Raw genomic sequence first — 20445 nt, 5'->3', positions numbered from 1 at the left:
CTGACGCACACCGCCCGATGGCCCGGCTCCCCGCACAGGGAGCCGGGCCATCGGCATTCCGGACGCCCCGGCCCCGCCGGCAGTTCGCCGCCGCGCCGGATCGGTGACCGGTCCCGCACGGGACGACGCGGGCGCCGCCGGGCACGTGGTCGGTCGGAGTACGGCGCCACCCGCTAGCCTCGTCGCATGAGTCGGCCGCCCACCTTCGTTCCGCCCGCCTGCGCAACCGCCTGTGCGCTGTCCACCTCGCGGGGCGCATTCGCCGTGCTCGATGCACGGCCCGCCGGGGCCCCTCGCGGCACCGCGCTGCTGCTGCCGGGGTACACCGGCAGCAAGGAGGACTTCATCGCGATGCTGGAGCCGCTGGCCGAGGCCGGGTACCGGGCCGTCGCCGTCGACGGGCGCGGGCAGTACGAGAGCGACGGCCCCGAGGACCAACAGGCATACACGCAGGACGCGTTGGCCAGGGACGTTCTCGCGCAGGCCGAGGCGATCGGCGGCCCCGTCCATCTGGTGGGGCATTCGCTCGGCGGTCAGATCTCCCGTGCCGCGGTGTTGTTGGACTCCGCGCCCTTTCTCACGTTCACGCTCATGTCCTCCGGGCCTGCCCAGATCAGCCCGGCCCAGCAGCAGAAGGTGAAACTGCTCGGCGACGCGCTCGCCGTGATGCCGATGGACCAGGTCTGGGGGGCCATCCAGGCCTTCGATGCCCTGGACGCCCCCGAGGACACGCAGGCAGGCGTAGCGCCCGTCGACGGCCGCGAGGATCTGCGGCGGCGTTGGCTGCGTCACAACCCGGTTCAACTGATCGTCACCGGTCGGCAGTTGCTCGTCGAGCCGGACCGGGTCGACGAGCTCGCCGCCGTACGGCCGCTGCCCAAGCATGTGGTGTCCGGCGGGGAGGACGACACCTGGCCGGTTCCGCTGCTCGACGCGATGGCCGGGCGCCTGGGTGCCCGCAGGACCGTCATCGCGGGCGCCGCCCACTCCCCGAACACGGACCGTCCGCTGGAGACGGCCGCGGCACTCGCCGCGTTCTGGGATCAGAACTGAGCTTGCAGGTGCTGCCAGAACCCGTCCCGCAGCGCCCTGCGCAGCACGGCGTGCCCCCGCAGTGACCGCTGGAGCAATCGTTCCGCCTCGATCAGGAGGTCCTGGTCCACGGGCCCCGGCAGATACGGGTGGCCGGGAAGCAGCTCGGCCATTGCCGAACGCCCCCGCTCCCCGAGCCACGTCGCGGCGATCTGCGCTCCTACGAAGCGCACCTCGTCCCGCGAGGGGGGCGGCGCCCCCTCGTTCTCGTATGTCGTCACGGGCCTGCGCGTGATGTAGGGGCGGCAGAAGTCCAGGTCGAACGTCCGCTGGCTGTCGACCTCCCACAGCAGCGGCTCCGCCTGGTTGCGCCCGTCGGCCGCTTCGATGCCCCACAGGTGGACCCGTGCGCCGTACCCCTGCGCCGCTTCGACGGCCGAGACCAGGTCCTCGTCGCCGCCGACGAGCGCCGCGTCGCTGATCGCGCGGTGCCTGGCGAGTGACTCCAGGTCCGTACGGATAAGGGAGTCGACACCCTTTTGCTGATTGTTCGCGTTCAGGTTGCCCAGGCGCACCTTCACATCGGGCAGCTCGGCGATGGACTGCTGCTCTGGGGTGTGGATGCGGCGCCGCGCGCCGTCGTACCAGTACACCCGCAGCAGTCGGCTGTCGGCAAAGATCGTCCGCGCCTTGTCGATGAAGGCCTCGATCAGCCCTTCGGCGTCCAGGTCGAAGGAGCGCCGGTCCTCGGTACCCGCCACAAGCAACCCGGCCGCAGCATAGACGTAACCTGCGTCAACGAAGATGGCATGGGTCGAAGGGGTCTTCGCGACCTCGGCGAGCATCCGCTGCAGGAGCTCATTCGTACGCTCCAGGCGGGCGCCGATCTCGGGGATGTCTGCGTCGTTCATACGAGCCTCATTCTGCGTGGCCGAGGCTCTACCCGCCAGTAGTTAGGCATCCGAAAAATTTCCTTAGCGTACGGAATATTTGCAGGATGCACCGCGTTGTGGAGCTAAGTACCCAGACGGAGAATTCCGTCTGTCAGCAGTTCTCCTCAGGAGGATCAGACGAAGGGAGAAGCCGTGCGCTTCGAGATCATGCGACTGGACGACGTCGACGGCACCGCCGTGGACAGCACCGTCGTGGACGCCGCCTCCGTCAACCGGATCGTGCAGCAGGCCGCCTCGACCGGCCAGCGCATCTACATCCGGCCCGCCGAAACCACGGCTTCATAGCCCTGACACGTGTGTGCGATGCAAACGCCCCCGTACGGATGGTCCGTACGGGGGCGCGGTGCGTTCCGGGACCGGTCGGCCGCAGTCCGCCCGGTCAGGCGCCCTGGATGACCTGGGTGACGCCGTTGATGATCTGCTGCACGGCGATCGCGGACAGCATCATGCCCGCAAGCCTGGTCACCAGCACCACACCGCCGTCCTTGATCAGGCGGATGATCATCAGCGAGTAGCGCATCGTCAGCCACAGCACGATGTGCATCGCGACAATCGCGACCCACACCGAGATCTGCTGTCCGACGCCCTGCGCGTGCTGCACGGCCAGGATCACCGAGACGATCGCGCCGGGACCGGCCAGCAGGGGCATACCCAGCGGCACCAGCGCGACATTGACGTCTTTGGTCTGCTGCGGCTCGTCGGTCTTGCCGGTCAGCAGGTCGAGCGCGATGAGCAGCAGGAGCAGCCCGCCCGCGATCATCAGCGCGGGGACGGAGACATGCAGATACGCCAGGATCTGCTGGCCGAGGATGCCGAAGACGGTGATCACGCCGAACGCGACCGCCACCGCCTGCCAGGCCATCCGGCGCTGCACCTTGGCGGGGCGCCCGGAGGTCAGGGCGAGGAAGATCGGGGTGATCCCGGGGGGATCCATGATCACGAAAAGGGTGAGGAACAGGGAGCCGAAAACGGCAGCGTCGAACACAGTGAGGGCCTTGCGGGAGAAGGGGTGTAAAAGGGGCGTGGCAGAGTCGCGGGCGGAACTCTTTCCAGAGCTACGCCTGGGAGGTGCCCCCAGCGCCCGGCACCGGGAACGCGCCCGTGGCGCGCCGCGTGATCTCGCCGTAGATCTCCGGGTCGGTGGTGTAATCGCCGAGCCGGCAGGTCTTGCGGCTGCCGTGGTAGTCGCTGGAGCCCGTGGGCAGCAGCCCGAGGTCGCCTGCGAGTCCGCGCAGCCGCGCGCGCACGTCCTCGTCGTGGTCCATGTGGTCGACCTCTATGCCGTCGAGGCCGCAGGCGGCCAGCTCGGCGATCGCGCTCTCGGGCACCGTGCGGCCGCGTTTGACCGCGAGGGGGTGCGCGAAGACGGTGACCCCGCCGGCGGCCTTGACCAGGCGGATCGCCGTGAAGGGGTCGAGCTCGTGCTTCTCGACGTACGCCCGGCCGCCGTCCGCCAGCCAGTCCGGTGTGAAGGCGTCGGAGACGCTGGGCACGACACCGAGCCCGACCAGCGCCTCGGCGATGTGCGGGCGGCCGACCGAGCCGTCGCCCGCGATCCGGGACACCTGTTCCCAGTCGATGGGGACGCCCAGCTCCTGGAGCTTGCCGATCATCGCCCTGGCACGCGGCACCCGGTCGTCCCGTACGAGCTCTCGCTCACGCAGCAGTTCGGGCTCTTCGGGGTCGAAGAGATACGCCAGCAGGTGCAGCCCGATGCCGTCGAGACGGCAGGAGAGCTCGGCGCCGGTGACAAGGGTCAGCCCCTCGGGGACGGCAGCGGTCGCCTCGGCGTACCCGCGGGTAGTGTCGTGGTCGGTGAGGGCGACGACGTCCAGCCCGGCAGCGGCGGCGTTTCGCACCAGCTCGGCAGGGGTGTCCGTACCGTCCGAGGCCGTGGAGTGGGTGTGCAGATCGATGCGCACGACGCGTGACTCCAGGGTTCGGGGCGGACAGGGGGACGGTCAAGGATAACCGCCCCACGCGTCCGCCCGCGGCACGCGCCGGACCACGCCCTGCGCGGGGCACTCCTGTCGTGCTCGCGACGACAGCCACGACGGCCGGAACCAGCGACGCCGGCTCACGTGCCGTCGCCCCGGTCGTCGGAGCCCGCCCCGGTTCGGGGACATCCCGGACAGCGCTCAGGACAACAGACGTGGCGACAGCGCGCCGCACGGCAGCAGTTCGACCTCCGCACCCGCGTCCCGCAGATCGGTCAGCACCAGTTCGTCGTACATCAACAGACCCGACTGCTCGGGCCAGACAACCGCCCACAGCCACAGTCCGCGGGCCTCGCCCGCGAAGACCGCACGGTCGTCCGGGGCACCCGCCACGTGCCACAGCGGTGTCGGGCGGCCGGCGGCCAGCACCTTGGCCTGCGGCGCATGGTCGACGCGGATGTGCCGACCGGGGTCCGGGCCGTCCATCCCCGCGTAGCGGGCGCCCAGCCCGACCCCCAGTTCCTCGGCGATCAACAGCAGTTCACCGATACCGCCGAGCGGTCCGGGACCCGAGCAGGCGACCGCGGTCGCCCGGCCTCCACTGCGGTCGTCGCCGGCGTAGGCGACACCGGTGAAGAGCCAGCCGACGGGCAGGGGCCAGGGCATCCACACCGGGACCTGGGCGCGGTGCACGACGACACCGAGGGCTTCGACACTGGGCGGGATCACCGGCTGCAGCGGATACACAGCACCGTGCACATCGCACTGCCAGGAGTCGGCAAAGAGACCGGGCGCCCTGACCCGGCCACCGCACTTCGGGCAACTGGGTTCGCCCCTCATAGGGGTCAACGGTCCTCCCCGGCCGACGCCGCGTCAAGGACGATCACCCGTCCGGCCAAGGCTCGCGCCGTGACACCGCCCTCACCCGATCGCTCGTTCGAGTGGCCGGGTGGGAACGCGACACCCCTTCGAGGACGCAGACGCCCCATGAGCGGTACGAGGACGAAGCGTGGCCGGCACAGGATCCGCGCCCCCCGTCGGGCCCGCCCCAACCGGGTTGTTCCGGCCGACCGTTGGGGCCGGCCGTCGGGGCCGGTGACCGGCCATGAACGAGGGCCGTTGAACGTTGCCGGCAGCGTCAGCCGAGGTCCACGGACCTTCGCAACGGATCGCGCAGGTCCGTGCCGTGTGCCAACCACCGCTCCTGGAGCTCCTGCCCGCCGTGCACCCGCTTCCAGGCAGCCTCGTTCGCCGTCATCGGCAGCAGGGGAAGGAAATGCACCGGATCCATCGGCTCACCCAGCTCCAGGTCGGCCACGAGCCCACCCGGCTCCGCCACCAGCACCGAGCTGAACGGCGCCGACGGCCAAAGCGGTTCACCCACGTCGAGCGAAGCACCGGGAGCCACGATCACACCCTCGACCTGCGGGGACGCGGCCAGTACGGCGAGCGGGCGCAGCACCTTGTCGGTGTCGGCGAGCCCGGCCCGTACGGTGAACACCAGCTCCGCGCGCGGACCCTTCACCGGGTCGGCAAGGGCCGCGGCGGGGTCGGTCATCGGGTGGGCGGACATGCCGAGGGTGGCGTACCGGACGATGTCCCCGTCACCGTCGCGGTCCGTGAAGCGGAGCACCTCGATGCGGTCCGTGCCGAGGAAGGTCACCGCGGCGCGCGCGTCCGGTTCACCAAGTGCCGTACGCAGCCGGGCCTCGACCAGTGCAAGAACATCTTCCATGTCGCGAGCATAAAGTGCGTAAGCAGCGGGCAAAACAAGGGATTGGCCCTCTGTCGGCTGATAGGCTCGGCCGCTGGTCGGGCCGGCACGCAGAGGGGGCACTGCCCAGCGGTAGCTGCGGGAGTTGCCTCGAGTCCCGACAACACGTCATCCCCCACGGGGGACCGGCCGGAGGAGGTGGGGCTGCGATGGGTCGAAGTCGATCGGGCAGTACCAGCAGCTCTTCCGCGCCGCACCGGTCCTGCTTCCGTTCCTCCCCGGGAACCTGAGGACCTGTGGGCTGAGGCCTCTTGGCACGAGGCCGACGGCATTTCGCACGACGGAAGAGCACTTCGTTTTTTGCCTGTCTGTAGCGAACGCCGTCACCGCGACCCCCGCGGTGCCGCCCGCTTTGCGGACGTATCTCTCACGTCCTCATTCCGGGCTGTGCCACGCCACTCGCCGACGGCCTCTCCGTGAAGGAGCCAGCCATGTCGATGATCCGTGACCTGCGCGCAGTCGTCCGCCCCTCCCTGCGCAAGAGCAGTGCCCCGTACAACAGCTACGACACCACCCGTGACCCCTCCGCCTCGAGCGCGGTCGTCGACTGCGCGGTCTACCGCGACGGGAAGCGGCTGGAGAGCAACGCCTGCCAGACGCCGCGCGAGGCGATGCTGCGGGTACGGGAGGGCGGCGGCTTCGCCTGGATCGGGCTGCACGAGCCGACAGAGGAGGAATTCGCCGGAATCGCCGCCGAGTTCGGACTGCACCCGCTGGCAGTCGAGGACGCGGTCCACGCCCACCAGCGTCCCAAGCTGGAGCGGTACGACGACACCCTGTTCACCGTCTTCAAGACGATCCACTACGTGGAGCACGCCGAGCTGACGGCGACCAGCGAGGTCGTCGAGACCGGCGAGGTGATGTGTTTCACGGGGCGGGACTTCGTCATCACCGTCCGGCATGGCGGCAAGGGCTCGCTCCGGGCTCTGCGGCACGGGCTGCAGAAGGACGCCGAGCTGCTGGCGAAGGGCCCCTCCGCGGTGCTGCACGCCATCGCCGACCATGTCGTCGACGGGTACATCGCGGTGGCGGCGGCCGTGCAGGACGACATCGACGAGGTCGAGATCGATGTGTTCTCGGCGCCCGCCAAGGGAAGCCCGCGCGGCGGTGACGCCGGGCGGATCTACCAGCTCAAGCGCGAGGTGCTGGAGTTCAAGCGAGCGGTCTCGCCGCTGCTGCGCCCCATGCAGCTGCTGAGTGAGCGCCCGATGCGGCTGGTGGACCCGGACATCCAGAAGTACTTCCGCGATGTCGCGGACCACCTCGCCCGGGTGCAGGAGGAGGTCATCGGCTTCGACGAGCTGCTGAACTCGATCCTCCAGGCCAATCTGGCGCAGGCGACGGTCGCGCAGAACGAGGACATGCGCAAGATCACCTCGTGGGCGGCGATCATCGCCGTCCCCACGGCGGTCTGCGGGATCTACGGCATGAACTTCACGTACATGCCGGAGCTCGAGTGGAAGTACGGCTATCCCATGGTGCTCGTCGGCATCCTGGGCGTCTGCTTCGCCATCCACCGCACCCTCAAGCGCAACGGCTGGCTGTAGGGCGGCCCGCTGTCGATAGGCTGCTCGCATGACAGATCAGCTGCTCGGCAAGGCGCTCGTCGAGGAGGCCACCAAGAAGTCCGGCCTCATCTGGGTCCGCGGCGACGGCGCGGCGCGTGCCCTGTGGCACGTATGGCACGAGGGCGCGGCGCACATCGTCGGCGACGGTCCCGGCGAGCAGCCGCTGCCCGGTCTGACGGACGGAGGCACCGCGGAGGTCACCGTCCGCAGCAAGGACAAGGGCGGCCGGCTGGTCTCCTGGACAGCTCGGGTGAGCGAACTCGCCCCGCTCTCACCGGCGTGGGAGTCGGCCGTCGCCGAGCTCAAGGGCAAGCGCCTGAACGCCCCCGACGCGGACGAGCTGACCGAGCGCTGGGCCCGCGAATGCCGGGTCCTGCGGCTGGACCCCGAGGACGTGGTGACGGATCTGCCGGACGGCTCGCTCGCCGCCCCGCCGCTGCCCACGCCCGCGACGACCCGCGGGCCGGTGCCCCCGGCACTGCCGCGCCTGCTGCTGAAGCGCCGAAAGAAGCACTAGCGGCGTGGCGGCCGGTGTCCGCGGGATGCCGTGGGCTGGCCGGATCGCTCCGGGCTTTCCAGCATGGAAGGTGACACGCCGCCCGGGCGAGGAGGCAGCATGGCAACGCTCCATATCGAGCACGCGATCACCGACCTCGACAGCTGGAAAGCCGCGTTCGACCAGTTCGCCGACTTCCGCCGGCACGCGGGCGTGCGCGGGTACCGGATCCTGCAGCCCCTCGACGATCCCCAGTACATCGTCGTCGACCTGGAATTCGACACCGCCGCGGCCGCGGAGAACTTCCGCGACGCCCTCGTGGAGAAGATCTGGCCGTCGCGCGAGGCCGCGCCCGCGCTGGTCGGCACGCCGCAGACCATGATCCTCGAAGTGGTCGAGGAGCGCGGGGCGCGAGGGACCTAACCCTCGGAGGTCCTCGGGAGCTGGCGCCCGTAGTCGAGCGTCTCGTCCTTCGACGGCTCCTCCAGCGCGAAGTCCTCGTCCCAGTCGCCCAGCGTGAGCACACCCGCGCCGCCGGCCCGCGCGAACTGCAGCGGATACGGCTCACCCTCCAGCGACACATCGAGGATGCCGCCCTCGCCGTTGCCGCCGGTCACCTTGATGGTGCGGACTCCGCCCACCTGTGTCCGGTCGCCCTTGGTGAGCTCGCCCTGCATCCCGAGCAGCCCGTCCAGCAGCACGTCCATGTCCGTGAAGCCGCGGAACTGCTTGTACGCGGGATCTCCCTCGGGCACCTTCACGTACTTGTCGTCCAGCTTGTCCGCGACCTCGGCGTCCGTCCTGCTGGGCTCGTCGCCGTCCTTGCCGTCCGAGCGGCTCCAGAAGCCGGCGTCGGCCTTCAGAAAGAGCGTGTCACCCACGCGCAGCAGTTCGAAGGTGTTGCCCTTCGACGTGACCGACCCGGTGCCGCCCTCGTGCTTGAGGCGCATGTTCAGCTTGTAGGTGCCACCCTTGCTCACCAGAGTCCCGGACAGCCGTACCGAGTCCGCGGCGTCCACCGCCTCGCGGGCCTTCGACTCGATCTCGGCCGCGGTGAGTTTGCCGACACCGTTGGTCCCCGCGTCCGGATCCTCGCCGCACGCCGTGAGCACGACGGTCAGCCCGGCGCACAGCGCCACCGGGAGCGCAGCCCGGCGAGCCCAGGAGGCAGGAGGGAGGGGAGTCACAAGCGCACTGCCTCTCATCTGTGGGGGGATGGCAGACCGCAGCGTACCTGTGCCGACCGTCGCTCCCCCCAGGGAGCCGTACGGACGCCAGCCAGGGCGGCCCGGAACGGTACGGGCTAGCCTGAATCCGTCGAATACCGGCACTTGTCGGGCAAAACCTCGCACGGAGGAGGCGCGAGCATGGTCGCAGGCGCGCCTCGGGTCTTCGTCTCGCACCTTGCGGGCGTCCCCGTCTTCGACCCCAACGGTGACCAGGTGGGTCGCGTACGCGACCTGGTGGCGATGCTGCGCGTCGGCCGCCGTCCGCCCCGGCTGCTGGGCCTGGTCGTCGAGGTGATCAGCCGCCGACGGATCTTTCTGCCCATGACCCGGGTGACCGGCGTCGAGTCGGGCCAGGTCGTCACCACGGGCGTGCTGAACATGCGCAGGTTCGAGCAGCGCCCCACCGAACGGCTGGTGCTGGGCGAACTGCTCGACCGGCGGGTGCGGCTGGTGGAGACCGGTGAGGAGGTCACCGTTCTCGATGTGTCGATCCAGCAGCTGCCGGCCCGCCGCGACTGGGAGATCGACAAGGTCTTCGTCCGCAAGGGCAAGGGCGGGGCGCTGCGCCGCAGGGGCGAGACGCTGACCGTGAAGTGGTCGGCCGTCACCGGATTCTCGCTGGAGGAACACGGACAGGGCGCGGAGAGCCTGCTCGCCACCTTCGAGCAGTTGCGCCCGGCCGACCTCGCCAATGTGCTGCACCATCTGTCGCCGAAGCGCCGGGCCGAGGTGGCCGCCGCCCTCGACGACGACCGGCTCGCCGATGTGATGGAGGAGCTGCCGGACGACGACCAGGTGGAGATCCTCGGCAAGCTGAAGGAGGAGCGGGCGGCCGACGTGCTGGAGGCCATGGACCCGGACGACGCCGCCGACCTTCTGTCCGAGCTGCCCGAGGAGGACAAGGAGCGGCTGCTGACGCTGATGCGGCCGGACGAGGCCGCGGATGTGCGGCGGCTGCTGTCGTACGAGGAGCGCACGGCGGGCGGCCTGATGACCACCGAACCGATCGTGCTGCGCCCGGACGCGACGGTCGCCGACGCACTGGCCCGGGTGCGCCAGCAGGACCTGTCCCCCGCGCTCGCCGCGCAGGTGTACGTGTGCCGGCCCCCGGACGAGACGCCGACCGGCAAGTACCTGGGGACGGTGCACTTCCAGCGGCTGCTGCGCGATCCGCCGTTCACCCTGGTCAGCTCGATCGTCGACAACGATCTGCCGCCGCTGGCGCCGAACACCGGACTGGCCGCCGTGACCAGCTATCTCGCCGCCTACAACATGGTCGCGGCGCCGGTCGTCGACGAGAGCGGTTCGCTGCTGGGAGCCGTCACCGTCGACGACGTACTGGACCATCTGCTCCCGGAGGACTGGCGCGAGACGGAGTTCGAGGAGTTCGGCGCGGGCGAGGAGTCCGTCCATGGGTAGTGGCGACCAGGGCCCGCCCGAGCGTGGCGAGGCGAGGGACCGGGTGCCCTCCGGGTCGAGCGCCGCGACGCGGCCGCGGGTGCGCCTGGACGTGCCCCGCACGCCGCGGCGCAGTCTGCTGCCCGAGTACGACCCGGAGGCGTTCGGCCGGCTCTCGGAGAAGATCGCGCGGTTCCTCGGGACCGGACGGTTCATCGTCTGGATGACGGTGACGATCATCGCGTGGGTGGCGTGGAACCTCGGCGCACCGCCTCATCTGCGCTTCGATCAGTATCCGTTCATCTTCCTCACCTTCGCCCTGTCGCTGCAGGCGTCGTACGCGGCGCCGCTGATCCTGCTGGCGCAGAACCGGCAGGACGACCGGGACCGGGTCACCCACGAGCAGGACCGCAAGCAGAACGAGCGGTCGATCGCGGACACCGAGTATCTGACCCGGGAGATCGCGGCCCTGCGGATGGGACTGGGCGAGGTCGCGACAAGAGACTGGATCCGCTCCGAATTCCAGGATCTGATCAAGCAGCTGGAGGATCAGCGCGTTCTATTCCCTCCCGAGGCGTCCCGCACGAGTGATGAAGGCGACCGCTGAGAGGGCTTTCCGCAGGCGGCGGTGAGCGCCGTACCATCGTCGGTATGGCTACGGAAGACGCGGTGCTTGAGGCACTGGCGACGGTGAACGACCCCGAGATCAACCGACCGATCACTGACCTGGGCATGGTGAAGTCGGTGGACATCGGGGACGACGGGACGGTCGCCGTCACGGTGTACCTCACCGTGTCGGGCTGCCCGATGCGCGAGACGATCACCAAGAACGTGACCGAGGCGGTCGCCCGCGTCGACGGCGTCGCACGGGTCGACGTCACCCTCGACGTGATGAGCGACGAGCAGCGGCGCGAGCTGGCGTCCTCGCTGCGCGGCACGACCGCCGAGCGTGAGGTGCCGTTCGCCAAGCCGGGCTCGCTGACCCGCGTGTACGCGGTGGCCTCCGGCAAGGGCGGCGTCGGCAAGTCCTCCGTGACCGTCAACCTGGCCGCGGCCATGGCGGCCGACGGGCTGAAGGTCGGTGTCGTCGACGCGGACATCTACGGGCACAGCGTGCCGCGCATGCTGGGTGCGGACGGCCGTCCCACCCAGGTCGAGAACATGATCATGCCGCCGTCGGCGCACGGCGTGAAGGTGATCTCCATCGGAATGTTCACCCCGGGCAACGCCCCTGTGGTCTGGCGCGGCCCGATGCTGCACCGCGCACTGCAGCAGTTCCTCGCGGACGTGTACTGGGGCGACCTGGACGTCCTGCTCCTCGACCTGCCGCCGGGCACGGGCGACATCGCCATCTCGGTCGCGCAGCTGGTGCCGAACGCCGAGATCCTCGTCGTCACCACCCCGCAGCAGGCCGCGGCCGAGGTCGCCGAGCGCGCCGGGGCGATCGCCGTGCAGACACACCAGAAGATCGTGGGCGTCGTCGAGAACATGGCGGGCCTGCCGTGCCCGCACTGCGACGAGATGGTCGACGTCTTCGGCACCGGCGGCGGCCAGAGGGTCGCCGAGGGGCTGACGAAGACGACCGGCGCGCATGTGCCGGTGCTGGGCTCGATCCCGATCGACGTGCGGCTGCGCGAAGGCGGCGACGAGGGCAAGCCGGTGGTGCTGAGCGACCCGGACTCGCCCGCGGGCTCGGCGCTGCGCGCGATCGCGGGCAAGCTGGGCGGCCGCCAGCGCGGCCTGTCGGGCATGTCACTGGGCATCACCCCGCGCAACAAGTTCTGACGCCCGCCCCCGGTGCGGGCATCCGCACCGGCCGTGCGTGAGCGAAGGGGGCGCTGCTTCGATCGAGCAGCGCCCCCTTCGTCGTACCTGCGCGCAGGTCGTACCTACATGTAGGCGGACAGGTCCTCGACCACCGAGAACCCGAGACCGTACGCGCTCATCCCCCGGCCGTAGGCCCCGATGTGCACGCCGCTGCCCGTCGGGCCCGCCAGCACCCAGCCGAACTCGGACTCGCGGTAGTGGAAGGGCGTCGGCACCCCGTCCACCGGCAGCGAGAGCATCGACCAGGCCGGACCGGTCAGATCGTCGGCGAGGTCGAAGGCCGTCTCGGTCTGCTGGTCGAGCCAGTCGTCACGCAGCGAGTGGTCCAGCTGCGGGGGCCAGGTATGGGCCAGCAGCCCCGAACCGGCCAGCCAGGCCGCGGAGGAGACGGTGGTGGCGTCGAGCACGCCCGTACCGTCCCCGCTGTGTCTGACGGGGCTCGCGGCGATCGTGACGACCACAGCGAAACGCTCCTTCTCGGCGCCTTTCGCCTCCGACCGTATTGCCGGCTCGTCGCCGTGACCCATCGCACCGTACTGGACCGTGCCGTCGGCAGCGGTGCCGACCTGCATCAGCCTGCGGGGGCCCGTGAAGGCCTCGTCCAGGCCGTACCAGGGGAAGGTCGCGCTCAGGTATGCACCGGCCGTACCCTGCGCGGTCACCCGACTCGTCGTCACCATCTGCTCGGCCGCCTCCTCTGTCTTCCAGGCTTGGAGCGGACCCGCCCCCCTCGGGCGTCCTCACTCCCGGACAGATGGAGAGAATAGCCACCCCGCAGCCGGTCGCAGGGACCGACAGGACTCAGGTGGCGTCTGCGTCGAACGGCGGGCGCTCGTCCCGATCAAGGTTTTCGCGCTTCCTGAGCAGGTCGGGGGTGCCGGAGGAGGCGCTTGAGACGGCAGCGGGAACGGAGGTGCCGGGCGCGGCGGCCTGCTCCGTGCCGTTGACGGCGTCCGCGACCTCGTTGATCTCCTTCTTGAGATCGAAGCTGCTGCGCAGGTCCTTGAGATCCTTCAGGTCCTCGTTCTCCGCGAGCTGCTTGCGGATGAACGCCTTGGGGTTGAGGTCCTCGAACTCGAAGTCCTTGAACTCCGGACCCAGCTCGCTGCGGATGTCGTCCTTCGCGCTCTCGGAGAAGGCGCGGATCTTCCGGATGGTGCGCGTGATGTCCTGAATGACCTTCGGCAGCTTCTCCGGGCCGAAGATGAGCACGCCGAGAACCACGAGCGCCACCAGCTCCAGTGCGCCTATGTCGTTGAACACCCTGCTGCTCCTCGTGTTCTCTGCTTCTCTGCTGCCCGCGGGCCGGTCCGGGCCCGATCCACGGTACCCGGCGAAACTGTCCGCGCGGTACCTTCCCGCGGCCGGGCCGATGACCGCCGGATGGCCCCGGCCTGCCGCCGGGGCCGACCGTCGTTCAGGAGCTGTCCGCGGAGCCGAGGGTCAGTGTCAGCGTCCGTTCCTTGCCGCCGCGTTCCAGGGTCAGCTCCAGCCGGTCGCCCGGCCGGTGTGAGCGGATCTTGACGATCAGCTCCTCACCGCTGTGCACCAGTTGGCCGTCCACCTTGGTGATGACGTCGCCGGCCCTGATCCCGGCCTTGTCGGCGGGCCCGCCGGGTGTGACGGCCGCGGCGTCGTCCTTGCCCTTGTCGCCGACGCGCGCTCCGTCGCCGGTGAACTTCATGTCGAGGCTCACGCCGATCACCGGGTGGGTGGCCCTTCCGGTGTTGATCAGCTCCTCGGCGACACGCTTGCCCTGGTTGATGGGAATGGCGAACCCGAGGCCGATGGAGCCGGCCTGGCCCCCCTCGGATCCGGTGCCGCTGTCTGCGGCGCGGATAGCGCTGTTGATGCCGATGACCCGGGCCTTGGTGTCCACCAGCGGGCCGCCGGAGTTGCCGGGGTTTATCGGGGCATCGGTCTGCAGCGCGTCGACGTAGCTGATGTCGCTGCCGTCGCCCTTCTCACCGCCCGCCGTGATGGGGCGCTCCTTGGCGCTGATGATCCCGGAGGTCACGGTGTTCTGGAGGTCGAAGGGCGCACCGATGGCGACGACCGGGTCGCCGACCCGGACGTTGTCGGAGTTGCCGAGCGGGAGCGGCTTGAGGCCGGCGACCCCGGTGACCTTGACGACGGCGAGGTCGTAACCGCTGTCCTTCCCCACCAGGGTGGCGTCGGCCGTCTCGCCTCCGCTGAAGGTGATCGTGATGTCCCCGGAGGCGCCCGCCGGATCGACGACATGGTTGTTGGTGAGGATGTGGCCCTGCCGGTCGAGTACGAAGCCGGTGCCGGTGCCCTGCTCACCTCCGCCGCTGACATGGAGGGTGACCACGCTCGGCAGGGCGCTCGCGGCGATGCCCGCGACGCTCTCGGGCGCCCGGTCGCCGCTCTCGCGCCCGGCCTGCGGCAGCTCGATCCGGGTGATGCCGCCGTTGCGCTCGATGTACGCGCCTATCGCGCCTCCCGTGCCGCCCGCGACCAGGGCCAGCACGACTGCCCCGATCAGCAGCGGGCCGCGTCTGCGCTTCCTGGCGACGGGCTCACCGGGGTGGGTGAGCGGCTGCCCGGGCGCGCTCCACGGGTCGTACTGCAGCCACACCGACGACAGCGGCTGCGGCCGCTCCTGCGGGGGCAGTTGCTCGGCCGTCCCGGGCGCCTGGAGATGGGGCTGGGGTGCCGGCGGCAGGGGCTGCGGCGGGGCCTGATGGGCGGGCGGCAGCGGGGGCGGCGTCCGGAGCGCCGGCTGCGGCGCCGTGTACTGCGGTGGCACATGCGTGCCGTGCGCGGGCGTCGGCACCGGTCGCTGTACGGGGGGTGCGGGCGCCCACGGCCCGGGCCCGCCGTACGGCGGGGTGCTGTACGGGTCGGGCTCGTGCAGCGGCTGGGGGCGGCCCACCGGCTCGGGGGCCGCCGTCGCCAACTCCGTGGGCGCGACCGGCACGTCCTGCGCGGCCGACGCCACGTCTGTGTCCTCGGTTCCCTGTGCGTCCTGGGGTGCGGGCGCCTGCGGTCCGGAGGCGCTTGCGCTTCCCGCGCTGGGGCGGCTCCACCACTTCGCCTTCGCTCCGGTGGGCTTCCCGTCGTCCATGTTCTCCCCGCAACTGCCGGCCACTGCGGTACCCCCACGGGGCACCCCCAGGATTCAACCAGGTTTGCGAATCCGTTCGCAGGGTCCTGGTCAGCGCAGTTGGGAGAGGGAAGGCCGCTTCGGGTGGGCGAGATGCGTCGGGACAGGGCTGGAGCTCGGGGTGGGTCCCGGTGCCCTCGCCGCCTGGAACGCCGATCCCGTGGGCCGTATCAGCGGCGACAGCGAGGCGGTGGGGTTGTTCAGCAGCGAGGCCGCGAAGGGATGGCTCAGCGGCTGCGTGGCCGGCTCACCCGGTACGGCAGCGGAAACCGTCCGGGTCTCCGGTCTGGACACGCCGTTTCCTGCGGTGCGACGGCGCTCGGCGTCCGTGCCCCGCACGACGGCGACCCCGCTCTGGGCGCCGGTGGCCGCGCTCGGACCTGCCGTGCGCAGCGGAGTCACCTTGCCCGCCCCCTGGCCCCTGGCGCTGCTGTCCGCCGACATGTCCAGCGGGATGGTGCCACCCAGGGCGATCGCGGCGAAGGACACCGCGCTGGCCGCCGCGAAGGCGAACCTGCGGCCGAGCCACGGCGAACGCTCAGCCTCCGAACGGCCCACGTCGTGGATCCGGAAGCCGCTGCCGCCGCCGGGCAGGACGGCCGCGTGGGCGCCCTCGGGGACGTAGCCGAACGTCTCCGGGCGGGGTCCGCGCGGATGTCCCGCGGACGGATTCAGCGCTCCGAACACTCCGTCGGCAGGACCCCTTCGGCCGAAGGGTCCTGCTGCCGGGTCGTCGTCATCGCTGCCCGCGGGGCCCGCGGGCAGCGATTGAAGCCGCGCGAGGAGCCCCTCGGAGGGCGGCGGCAGCGCGGCCTGCGCGAACACGCTCTTCAGCCGGCGCTGGGCGTCGGCCTCGGCCTTGCACTTGGGACAGGTGGCCAGATGGGCCAGCACCCGGTCCCGGGCGTCATGGGTGAGCTCACCGTCGACCAGGGCGGCGAGCCGGTCCCCCAAGTGCTGTTCCGCGGGGGTCGGACCTGTGCCACTCACGCCGGCCCGACCTCCCCCGCCAGACCGACCACGCCCGCCAGCGAGCGCTGCTGCTCCGCACGAGCCTGGGGGGAGCGGTGCTGCAGGGCCTTGCGCAGATGGGAGCGGCCACGGTGGATACGGCTGCGGACGGTGCCGAGCTTCACGCCCAGGGTCGCGGCGATCTCCTCGTACGACAGCCCCTCGATGTCACAGAGCACCACGGCGGCACGGAACTCGGGTGCGAGGGTGTCCAGCGCCTGCTGGACGTCGGCGTCGAAGTGGCTGTCGTTGAAGACCTGCTGCGGGGACGGCTCGCGGCTGGGCAGCCGCTCGGCCGCGTCGTCGCCGAGCGCGTCGAACCGGATCCGCTGCTTGCGACGGACCATGTCCAGGAAGAGATTGGTGGTGATCCGGTGCAGCCAGCCCTCGAAGGTGCCGGGCGTGTACGTCGACAGCGATCGGAAGACGCGGACGAAGACCTCCTGGGTGAGGTCCTCCGCGTCGTGCTGGTTTCCGGTCAGACGGTAGGCCAGGCGATAGACCCGGGCACTGTGCGTGCTGACGATCTCCTCCCAGGTGGGAGGAGTCCATGCCTGCGATTCCGCATCCGATGCGAACGTCGCGGTGGCTACGGGTTCGGTCGGCAGAGAACGGTCAGCGGTGTTGGTCACGGATTTCGGCTCACCCGCCGACCTGAGAAGGCGCCGAAGCATTCCTCCTCGATCCACAGGTGCAGCCGCACCTCCCCTGTCGGCTCTGGTGGTGTCCAGCGGAGCCCCTACCATAGCCACCTCGCCCGTTAGCTCCGGATAAGAATCTTTACGCGGATTTGAGTCCAGCTTCTGGCCTTGATCCATGCGCTTCCCCCTGCCTTCCATAACGCCTGGTCCCATCTGCGGGTTCCCGGGCGCAGCGGATACAGTCAGCGTCGCGCCATCTACGGGGACAGGAGAGGGTCATTACCGGCAACCGGCAGACGAGCTGGGCGTTCGCCGACGCCTTTGTCGCCGAGGACGACGCTCTGCGCTGGGCCCGTGAGCGGGCCCGGGAGTCAGGGCTGGCCTCGGTGTCGCCAGGCACCGGCGCAGCGCTGCGACTGCTTGCTGCCTCGGCGGATGCCAAGGCGGTGGCCGAGATCGGGACCGGCACGGGTGTCTCGGGGATCTACCTGCTCCAGGGCATGCGCCCGGACGGCGTGCTGACGACGGTGGACCTCGAGCCGGAGCGCCAGCAGTTCGCCCGGGAGGCCTTCCGTACGGCGGGCTTCGCCGGGAACCGGGCGCGCTTCATCCCCGGCCGCGCGCTGGATGTGCTGCCCCGGCTCGCGGACGGCGGATACGACCTCGTGTTCTGCGACGGGGACCGTACGGAGTCGCTGGACTACCTCGCTGAATCGTTGCGCCTGCTGCGCCCGGGCGGGCTCGTCTGCTTCGAGGGCGTCTTCGCCGAGGGCCGCACGGTCGACTCCGCGGCCCAGCCGGCGGAGGTACTGCGGCTGCGTGAACTGCTGCGGACGGTACGGGAGAGCCATGAGCTGCTGTCCACGCTGCTGCCGGTGGGCGACGGCCTGCTCTGCGCGGTCCGCCGCGGCTGACCTGCCGTAGCGAGCGGGCCCCCGCGGCTGACGTGCCCTGACGCGGGCCGCAGACCGGCTCCCGGGCGTGACCCGGACCGTGCACGCGACGCCGGACCGCCGGGGCCCGTGTCCGGGACTGCTCTCCCGTGACCTGTCCGGCTCACGGCTTACGACCCTCTACGGCCGCACGACCCCTGCGCGTCCCTGCCGTGGGGCGGCGACACCGCTCGAGGCACTCACCCTCCGTCGTCGACCGGTCCGGCCCCCGAAACGGCACTGCCCCGGCACATCACGTGCCGGGGCAGTGCAAACTCAGGGCGCGCGTCTAGCCGACGACCTTCTTCAGAGCGTCACCGAGTGCGTCGGCTTCGTCCGGAGTCAGCTCGACGACAAGCCGACCGCCGCCTTCGAGCGGAACGCGCATGACGATGCCCCGCCCCTCCTTTGTCACCTCGAGCGGGCCGTCGCCCGTCCGCGGCTTCATGGCCGCCATGCTCGTTCCCCTTCCTGAAACCAGCTCATCATCAGCCGACGGTCCCTGGATAGGCACGCGTCACCGGCATCGAACACATTGCTTCCAGGTCATTATCCCGCATGGCGGACCCCAATGACCAACATCGGTCGGCATCGCTTAGACAACGCGCTCACGCAAAACCACCCAATTCGGCGCTCCGCCTGCGATACTTCGCCCCCGCCCACGCCCTCCGCGCCGACCGATGTTTGACGCAGGTCACATGTCCGGCGCGGTTGATCTCCGCCATGCTGGCCTCGACACCGCTGTCCGAACCGCAAAGGGGACCTGACATGGCCGACTCCGTGCTGTACGACGTGAGCGACGGACTTGCAACGATCACGATCAATCGGCCCGAGGCCATGAACGCGATGAACGTGGAAGCCAAGGTCGCGCTGCGCGATGCCGTCCGGGCCGCCGCGGCCGATCCCGCCGTACGCGCCGTTCTGCTCACCGCGTCCGGGCGCGCCTTCTGCGTGGGCCAGGACCTCAAGGAGCATGTGGGGCTGCTGATCGCGGCCCACGAGTCCGGCTCCGGCGAGGTGATGAACACCGTGAAGGAGCACTACAACCCGATCGTCCGGGCCCTGACCGAAATGCCGAAGCCGGTCGTGGCCGGCGTCAACGGCGTCGCCGCCGGTGCCGGGTTCGGCTTCGCGCTCGCCGCCGACTACCGCGTCGTCGCCGACACCGCCAAGTTCAACACCTCGTTCGCGGGCGTGGCGCTGACCGCCGACTCGGGGATGTCGTGGACGCTGCCCCGGCTGATCGGCCACAGCCGCGCCGCCGACCTGCTGCTGTTCCCGCGGTCGATCTCCGCGCAGGAGGCGTACGAGCTGGGCATCGTCAACAAGCTGGTCCCCGCGGACGACCTGGCCGCCGAGGCCCACGCGGTCGCCCGGGCGCTGGCCGACGGTCCGACCGTCTCCTACGCGTCGCTCAAGGAGTCCCTCGCGTACGGCGCCGACCACTCGCTGAGCGAGGCGCTCGACAAGGAGGAAGAGCTCCAGGCGAAGGCGGGCGCGTCCGAGGATCACACGATCGCCGTCCAGGCCTTCCTGGCCAAGGAGCCGCCGAAGTACGTCGGCCGCTAGACCCTGTCCGAGCCGGGCCGGGCCCCGCGGGCGGCGCAGTCGGCGAGGTGGTCGTCGACCAGGCCGCAGGCCTGCATCAGCGCGTAGGCCGTCGTCGGGCCGATGAAGCGCAGGCCCCGCTTCTTGAGCGCCTTCGACAGCGCCGTCGACTCGTCCGTGACGGCAGGCACGTCGGCGAGGGTACGTGGGGCCGAGCGCCGCGCGGCATCGGGGGCGTACGACCAGATCAGCGTGTCGAGCTCGCCGGCGGGCCAGTCGGCGAGCACGCGCGCGTTGGCGAGCGTCGCCTCGATCTTGGCGCGGTTGCGGATGATTCCCTCGTCGGCGAGCAGACGTTCCTTGTCGGCATCGGTGAACGCGGCCACCGAGGTGATCTTGAAACCGTCGAAGGCGCTGCGGAAGCCTTCGCGGCGGCGCAGGATCGTGATCCAGGACAGCCCGGACTGGAAGGCCTCCAGGCAGAGCCGTTCGAACAGGGCGTCGTCGCCGTGGACCGGTCGGCCCCACTCCTCGTCGTGGTAGGCGATGTAGTCGTCGGTGGACAGGCCCCAGGGACAGCGCAGTCTGCCGTCAGGACCGGCCACGGCCCCGCCGGTCACTGTCCGGACTCCTCGCCCGGCTTGGTGAACAGGTCCCGGCGGCCGTCCTGGGTGGCCTGCGCGCCGGCCAGCGCCGACTCGAGCTCCGCGATCCGCGCGTCCCGCTCGGCGAGCTCAGCGCCCAGGCGCAGGAGGACCTCGTCCACGTCCCCCATGCGGTAGCCGCGCAGGCCCACGGGCAGCCGTACGGCGTCGACGTCCGCGCGGGCCAGGGGGCGGCCCGCCGGCAGCGGGTCCACCAGCTGCTCGGGCGCCGACTCGGGCAGAGCCGCGCTGTCGCCGCCGCCGACCACGGCGAGCGTGACCGCGGCGACCACCACGACCATCGCGATCAGCAAGAACAAGAACACGA

24 protein-coding genes are annotated in these 20445 nt (G+C 70.6%); 10 read left to right on the top strand and 14 right to left on the bottom strand.

What is annotated here, in order from left to right; translation table 11 throughout:
- Nucleotides 1–186: 186 nt before the first annotated feature.
- Nucleotides 187–1053, top strand: a complete 867-nt coding sequence (locus ACFYWI_RS21365; RefSeq protein WP_389234664.1) for an alpha/beta fold hydrolase — start codon at nucleotides 187–189, stop codon at nucleotides 1051–1053.
- Here the strand turns inward: ACFYWI_RS21365 and ACFYWI_RS21360 are convergent.
- Nucleotides 1044–1943 carry an NYN domain-containing protein gene (locus ACFYWI_RS21360; RefSeq protein ID WP_389234661.1) on the bottom strand — a complete coding sequence of 300 codons (900 nt, stop codon included), beginning with the start codon at nucleotides 1941–1943 and terminating at the stop codon, nucleotides 1044–1046. The genes ACFYWI_RS21365 and ACFYWI_RS21360 overlap by 10 nt on opposite strands.
- A 174-nt stretch (nucleotides 1944–2117) precedes the next feature.
- Here ACFYWI_RS21360 and ACFYWI_RS21355 point away from each other — a divergent pair, with 174 nt between their 5' ends.
- The gene (locus tag ACFYWI_RS21355; RefSeq protein ID WP_389234658.1) at nucleotides 2118–2270 is read left to right on the top strand and encodes a hypothetical protein; all 153 of its coding nucleotides are present in this window, start codon (nucleotides 2118–2120) and stop codon (nucleotides 2268–2270) included.
- A 94-nt stretch (nucleotides 2271–2364) separates the two neighbouring features.
- On the opposite strand, the gene ACFYWI_RS21350 is transcribed toward ACFYWI_RS21355, so the two are convergent.
- The 4 genes from ACFYWI_RS21350 to ACFYWI_RS21335 all read right to left on the bottom strand — a co-directional run bounded on the left by ACFYWI_RS21350 (nucleotide 2365) and on the right by ACFYWI_RS21335 (nucleotide 5657).
- Nucleotides 2365–2970, bottom strand: coding sequence for a MarC family protein (locus ACFYWI_RS21350; RefSeq protein ID WP_389234655.1), 606 nt, complete (start codon nucleotides 2968–2970; stop codon nucleotides 2365–2367).
- A gap of 70 nt (nucleotides 2971–3040) precedes the next feature.
- Entirely contained in the window at nucleotides 3041–3907 is an 867-nt protein-coding gene (locus ACFYWI_RS21345) for a PHP domain-containing protein (RefSeq protein ID WP_389234652.1), read from the bottom strand.
- Between the two features lie 216 nt (nucleotides 3908–4123).
- Nucleotides 4124–4762, bottom strand: a complete 639-nt coding sequence (locus tag ACFYWI_RS21340) for a DUF6758 family protein (RefSeq protein ID WP_389234649.1) — start codon at nucleotides 4760–4762, stop codon at nucleotides 4124–4126.
- A 298-nt stretch (nucleotides 4763–5060) separates the two neighbouring features.
- Nucleotides 5061–5657 carry a suppressor of fused domain protein gene (locus tag ACFYWI_RS21335; protein WP_389234646.1) on the bottom strand — a complete coding sequence of 199 codons (597 nt, stop codon included), beginning with the start codon at nucleotides 5655–5657 and terminating at the stop codon, nucleotides 5061–5063.
- A gap of 470 nt (nucleotides 5658–6127) precedes the next feature.
- Between ACFYWI_RS21335 and ACFYWI_RS21330 the strand changes: the two genes are divergently transcribed.
- The 3 genes from ACFYWI_RS21330 (at nucleotide 6128) to ACFYWI_RS21320 (ending at nucleotide 8183) form a co-directional block, all read left to right on the top strand.
- Nucleotides 6128–7243, top strand: coding sequence for a magnesium and cobalt transport protein CorA (locus ACFYWI_RS21330; protein WP_389234643.1), 1116 nt, complete (start codon nucleotides 6128–6130; stop codon nucleotides 7241–7243).
- A gap of 28 nt (nucleotides 7244–7271) precedes the next feature.
- Nucleotides 7272–7781 carry a hypothetical protein gene (locus ACFYWI_RS21325; RefSeq protein WP_389234640.1) on the top strand — a complete coding sequence of 170 codons (510 nt, stop codon included), beginning with the start codon at nucleotides 7272–7274 and terminating at the stop codon, nucleotides 7779–7781.
- A gap of 99 nt (nucleotides 7782–7880) precedes the next feature.
- Nucleotides 7881–8183, top strand: coding sequence for a hypothetical protein (locus tag ACFYWI_RS21320; RefSeq protein ID WP_389234637.1), 303 nt, complete (start codon nucleotides 7881–7883; stop codon nucleotides 8181–8183).
- On the opposite strand, the gene ACFYWI_RS21315 is transcribed toward ACFYWI_RS21320, so the two are convergent.
- Entirely contained in the window at nucleotides 8180–8947 is a 768-nt protein-coding gene (locus ACFYWI_RS21315) for a hypothetical protein (protein WP_389234634.1), read from the bottom strand. The genes ACFYWI_RS21320 and ACFYWI_RS21315 overlap by 4 nt on opposite strands.
- A 180-nt stretch (nucleotides 8948–9127) precedes the next feature.
- On the opposite strand from ACFYWI_RS21315, the gene ACFYWI_RS21310 reads away from it, so the two are divergent.
- From ACFYWI_RS21310 to ACFYWI_RS21300, 3 genes are read left to right on the top strand one after another with little or no spacing between them, the layout of a single operon-like run.
- The gene (locus ACFYWI_RS21310; RefSeq protein WP_389234631.1) at nucleotides 9128–10408 is read left to right on the top strand and encodes a magnesium transporter MgtE N-terminal domain-containing protein; all 1281 of its coding nucleotides are present in this window, start codon (nucleotides 9128–9130) and stop codon (nucleotides 10406–10408) included.
- Nucleotides 10401–10994: a DUF1003 domain-containing protein gene (locus ACFYWI_RS21305; RefSeq protein WP_389234628.1), complete on the top strand. Its 594-nt coding sequence runs from the start codon at nucleotides 10401–10403 to the stop codon at nucleotides 10992–10994. The genes ACFYWI_RS21310 and ACFYWI_RS21305 overlap by 8 nt, the downstream gene beginning before the upstream one ends.
- Nucleotides 10995–11038: 44 nt before the next feature.
- Nucleotides 11039–12172: an Mrp/NBP35 family ATP-binding protein gene (locus tag ACFYWI_RS21300; protein ID WP_389234625.1), complete on the top strand. Its 1134-nt coding sequence runs from the start codon at nucleotides 11039–11041 to the stop codon at nucleotides 12170–12172.
- Nucleotides 12173–12276: 104 nt separating this feature from the next.
- Here the strand turns inward: ACFYWI_RS21300 and ACFYWI_RS21295 are convergent, their stop codons facing one another.
- The 5 genes from ACFYWI_RS21295 to sigE all read right to left on the bottom strand — a co-directional run bounded on the left by ACFYWI_RS21295 (nucleotide 12277) and on the right by sigE (nucleotide 17098).
- Nucleotides 12277–12894, bottom strand: a complete 618-nt coding sequence (locus ACFYWI_RS21295) for a hypothetical protein (protein WP_389234622.1) — start codon at nucleotides 12892–12894, stop codon at nucleotides 12277–12279.
- Nucleotides 12895–13015: 121 nt separating this feature from the next.
- Nucleotides 13016–13477: a sec-independent translocase gene (locus ACFYWI_RS21290; RefSeq protein WP_389234619.1), complete on the bottom strand. Its 462-nt coding sequence runs from the start codon at nucleotides 13475–13477 to the stop codon at nucleotides 13016–13018.
- Between the two features lie 154 nt (nucleotides 13478–13631).
- The gene (locus ACFYWI_RS21285; protein ID WP_389234616.1) at nucleotides 13632–15302 is read right to left on the bottom strand and encodes a trypsin-like peptidase domain-containing protein; all 1671 of its coding nucleotides are present in this window, start codon (nucleotides 15300–15302) and stop codon (nucleotides 13632–13634) included.
- A gap of 90 nt (nucleotides 15303–15392) precedes the next feature.
- Complete coding sequence (locus ACFYWI_RS21280) at nucleotides 15393–16331, bottom strand: anti-sigma factor family protein (protein ID WP_389234613.1); 939 nt, start codon at nucleotides 16329–16331, stop codon at nucleotides 15393–15395.
- Nucleotides 16328–17098 carry an RNA polymerase sigma factor SigE gene (sigE, locus tag ACFYWI_RS21275; protein WP_389234610.1) on the bottom strand — a complete coding sequence of 257 codons (771 nt, stop codon included), beginning with the start codon at nucleotides 17096–17098 and terminating at the stop codon, nucleotides 16328–16330. The genes ACFYWI_RS21280 and sigE overlap by 4 nt, the downstream gene beginning before the upstream one ends.
- Before the next feature lie 131 nt (nucleotides 17099–17229).
- Here sigE and ACFYWI_RS21270 point away from each other — a divergent pair, with 131 nt between their 5' ends.
- Nucleotides 17230–17907, top strand: a complete 678-nt coding sequence (locus tag ACFYWI_RS21270; RefSeq protein WP_389234847.1) for an O-methyltransferase — start codon at nucleotides 17230–17232, stop codon at nucleotides 17905–17907.
- 307 nt (nucleotides 17908–18214) lie between these two features.
- Here ACFYWI_RS21270 and ACFYWI_RS21265 read toward each other — a convergent pair whose 3' ends face one another.
- Nucleotides 18215–18382, bottom strand: a complete 168-nt coding sequence (locus ACFYWI_RS21265; protein WP_003966491.1) for a DUF3117 domain-containing protein — start codon at nucleotides 18380–18382, stop codon at nucleotides 18215–18217.
- Nucleotides 18383–18693: 311 nt separating this feature from the next.
- On the opposite strand from ACFYWI_RS21265, the gene ACFYWI_RS21260 reads away from it, so the two are divergent.
- Entirely contained in the window at nucleotides 18694–19494 is an 801-nt protein-coding gene (locus ACFYWI_RS21260) for an enoyl-CoA hydratase/isomerase family protein (RefSeq protein WP_389234607.1), read from the top strand.
- On the opposite strand, the gene ACFYWI_RS21255 is transcribed toward ACFYWI_RS21260, so the two are convergent.
- Both ACFYWI_RS21255 and ACFYWI_RS21250 read right to left on the bottom strand, forming a co-directional pair.
- Entirely contained in the window at nucleotides 19491–20093 is a 603-nt protein-coding gene (locus ACFYWI_RS21255; RefSeq protein WP_389234604.1) for a DNA-3-methyladenine glycosylase I, read from the bottom strand. The genes ACFYWI_RS21260 and ACFYWI_RS21255 overlap by 4 nt on opposite strands.
- Nucleotides 20090–20443: a DivIVA domain-containing protein gene (locus tag ACFYWI_RS21250; RefSeq protein ID WP_389234601.1), complete on the bottom strand. Its 354-nt coding sequence runs from the start codon at nucleotides 20441–20443 to the stop codon at nucleotides 20090–20092. Before ACFYWI_RS21250 ends, ACFYWI_RS21255 begins: the two co-directional genes overlap by 4 nt.
- Nucleotides 20444–20445 lie beyond the last annotated feature (2 nt).

The sequence above is a fragment of the Streptomyces sp. NPDC002889 genome (assembly GCF_042888425.1).
Taxonomy (GTDB): domain Bacteria; phylum Actinomycetota; class Actinomycetes; order Streptomycetales; family Streptomycetaceae; genus Streptomyces.
This window is presented reverse-complemented; position numbering and strand designations above follow the sequence as displayed.

What these genes read in the sequence shown, in the direction of transcription:
- ACFYWI_RS21365 (WP_389234664.1), top strand. Translation starts at nt 187, where the DNA reads ATGAGTCGGCCGCCCACCTTCGTTCCGCCCGCCTGCGCAACCGCCTGT.
- ACFYWI_RS21360 (WP_389234661.1), bottom strand. Translation starts at nt 1,943, where the DNA reads ATGAACGACGCAGACATCCCCGAGATCGGCGCCCGCCTGGAGCGTACG.
- ACFYWI_RS21340 (WP_389234649.1), bottom strand. Translation starts at nt 4,762, where the DNA reads ATGAGGGGCGAACCCAGTTGCCCGAAGTGCGGTGGCCGGGTCAGGGCG.
- ACFYWI_RS21335 (WP_389234646.1), bottom strand. Translation starts at nt 5,657, where the DNA reads ATGGAAGATGTTCTTGCACTGGTCGAGGCCCGGCTGCGTACGGCACTT.
- ACFYWI_RS21330 (WP_389234643.1), top strand. Translation starts at nt 6,128, where the DNA reads ATGTCGATGATCCGTGACCTGCGCGCAGTCGTCCGCCCCTCCCTGCGC.
- ACFYWI_RS21325 (WP_389234640.1), top strand. Translation starts at nt 7,272, where the DNA reads ATGACAGATCAGCTGCTCGGCAAGGCGCTCGTCGAGGAGGCCACCAAG.
- ACFYWI_RS21320 (WP_389234637.1), top strand. Translation starts at nt 7,881, where the DNA reads ATGGCAACGCTCCATATCGAGCACGCGATCACCGACCTCGACAGCTGG.
- ACFYWI_RS21310 (WP_389234631.1), top strand. Translation starts at nt 9,128, where the DNA reads ATGGTCGCAGGCGCGCCTCGGGTCTTCGTCTCGCACCTTGCGGGCGTC.
- ACFYWI_RS21305 (WP_389234628.1), top strand. Translation starts at nt 10,401, where the DNA reads ATGGGTAGTGGCGACCAGGGCCCGCCCGAGCGTGGCGAGGCGAGGGAC.
- ACFYWI_RS21300 (WP_389234625.1), top strand. Translation starts at nt 11,039, where the DNA reads ATGGCTACGGAAGACGCGGTGCTTGAGGCACTGGCGACGGTGAACGAC.
- ACFYWI_RS21295 (WP_389234622.1), bottom strand. Translation starts at nt 12,894, where the DNA reads ATGGTGACGACGAGTCGGGTGACCGCGCAGGGTACGGCCGGTGCATAC.
- ACFYWI_RS21285 (WP_389234616.1), bottom strand. Translation starts at nt 15,302, where the DNA reads ATGGACGACGGGAAGCCCACCGGAGCGAAGGCGAAGTGGTGGAGCCGC.
- sigE (WP_389234610.1), bottom strand. Translation starts at nt 17,098, where the DNA reads ATGGTAGGGGCTCCGCTGGACACCACCAGAGCCGACAGGGGAGGTGCG.
- ACFYWI_RS21265 (WP_003966491.1), bottom strand. Translation starts at nt 18,382, where the DNA reads ATGGCGGCCATGAAGCCGCGGACGGGCGACGGCCCGCTCGAGGTGACA.
- ACFYWI_RS21260 (WP_389234607.1), top strand. Translation starts at nt 18,694, where the DNA reads ATGGCCGACTCCGTGCTGTACGACGTGAGCGACGGACTTGCAACGATC.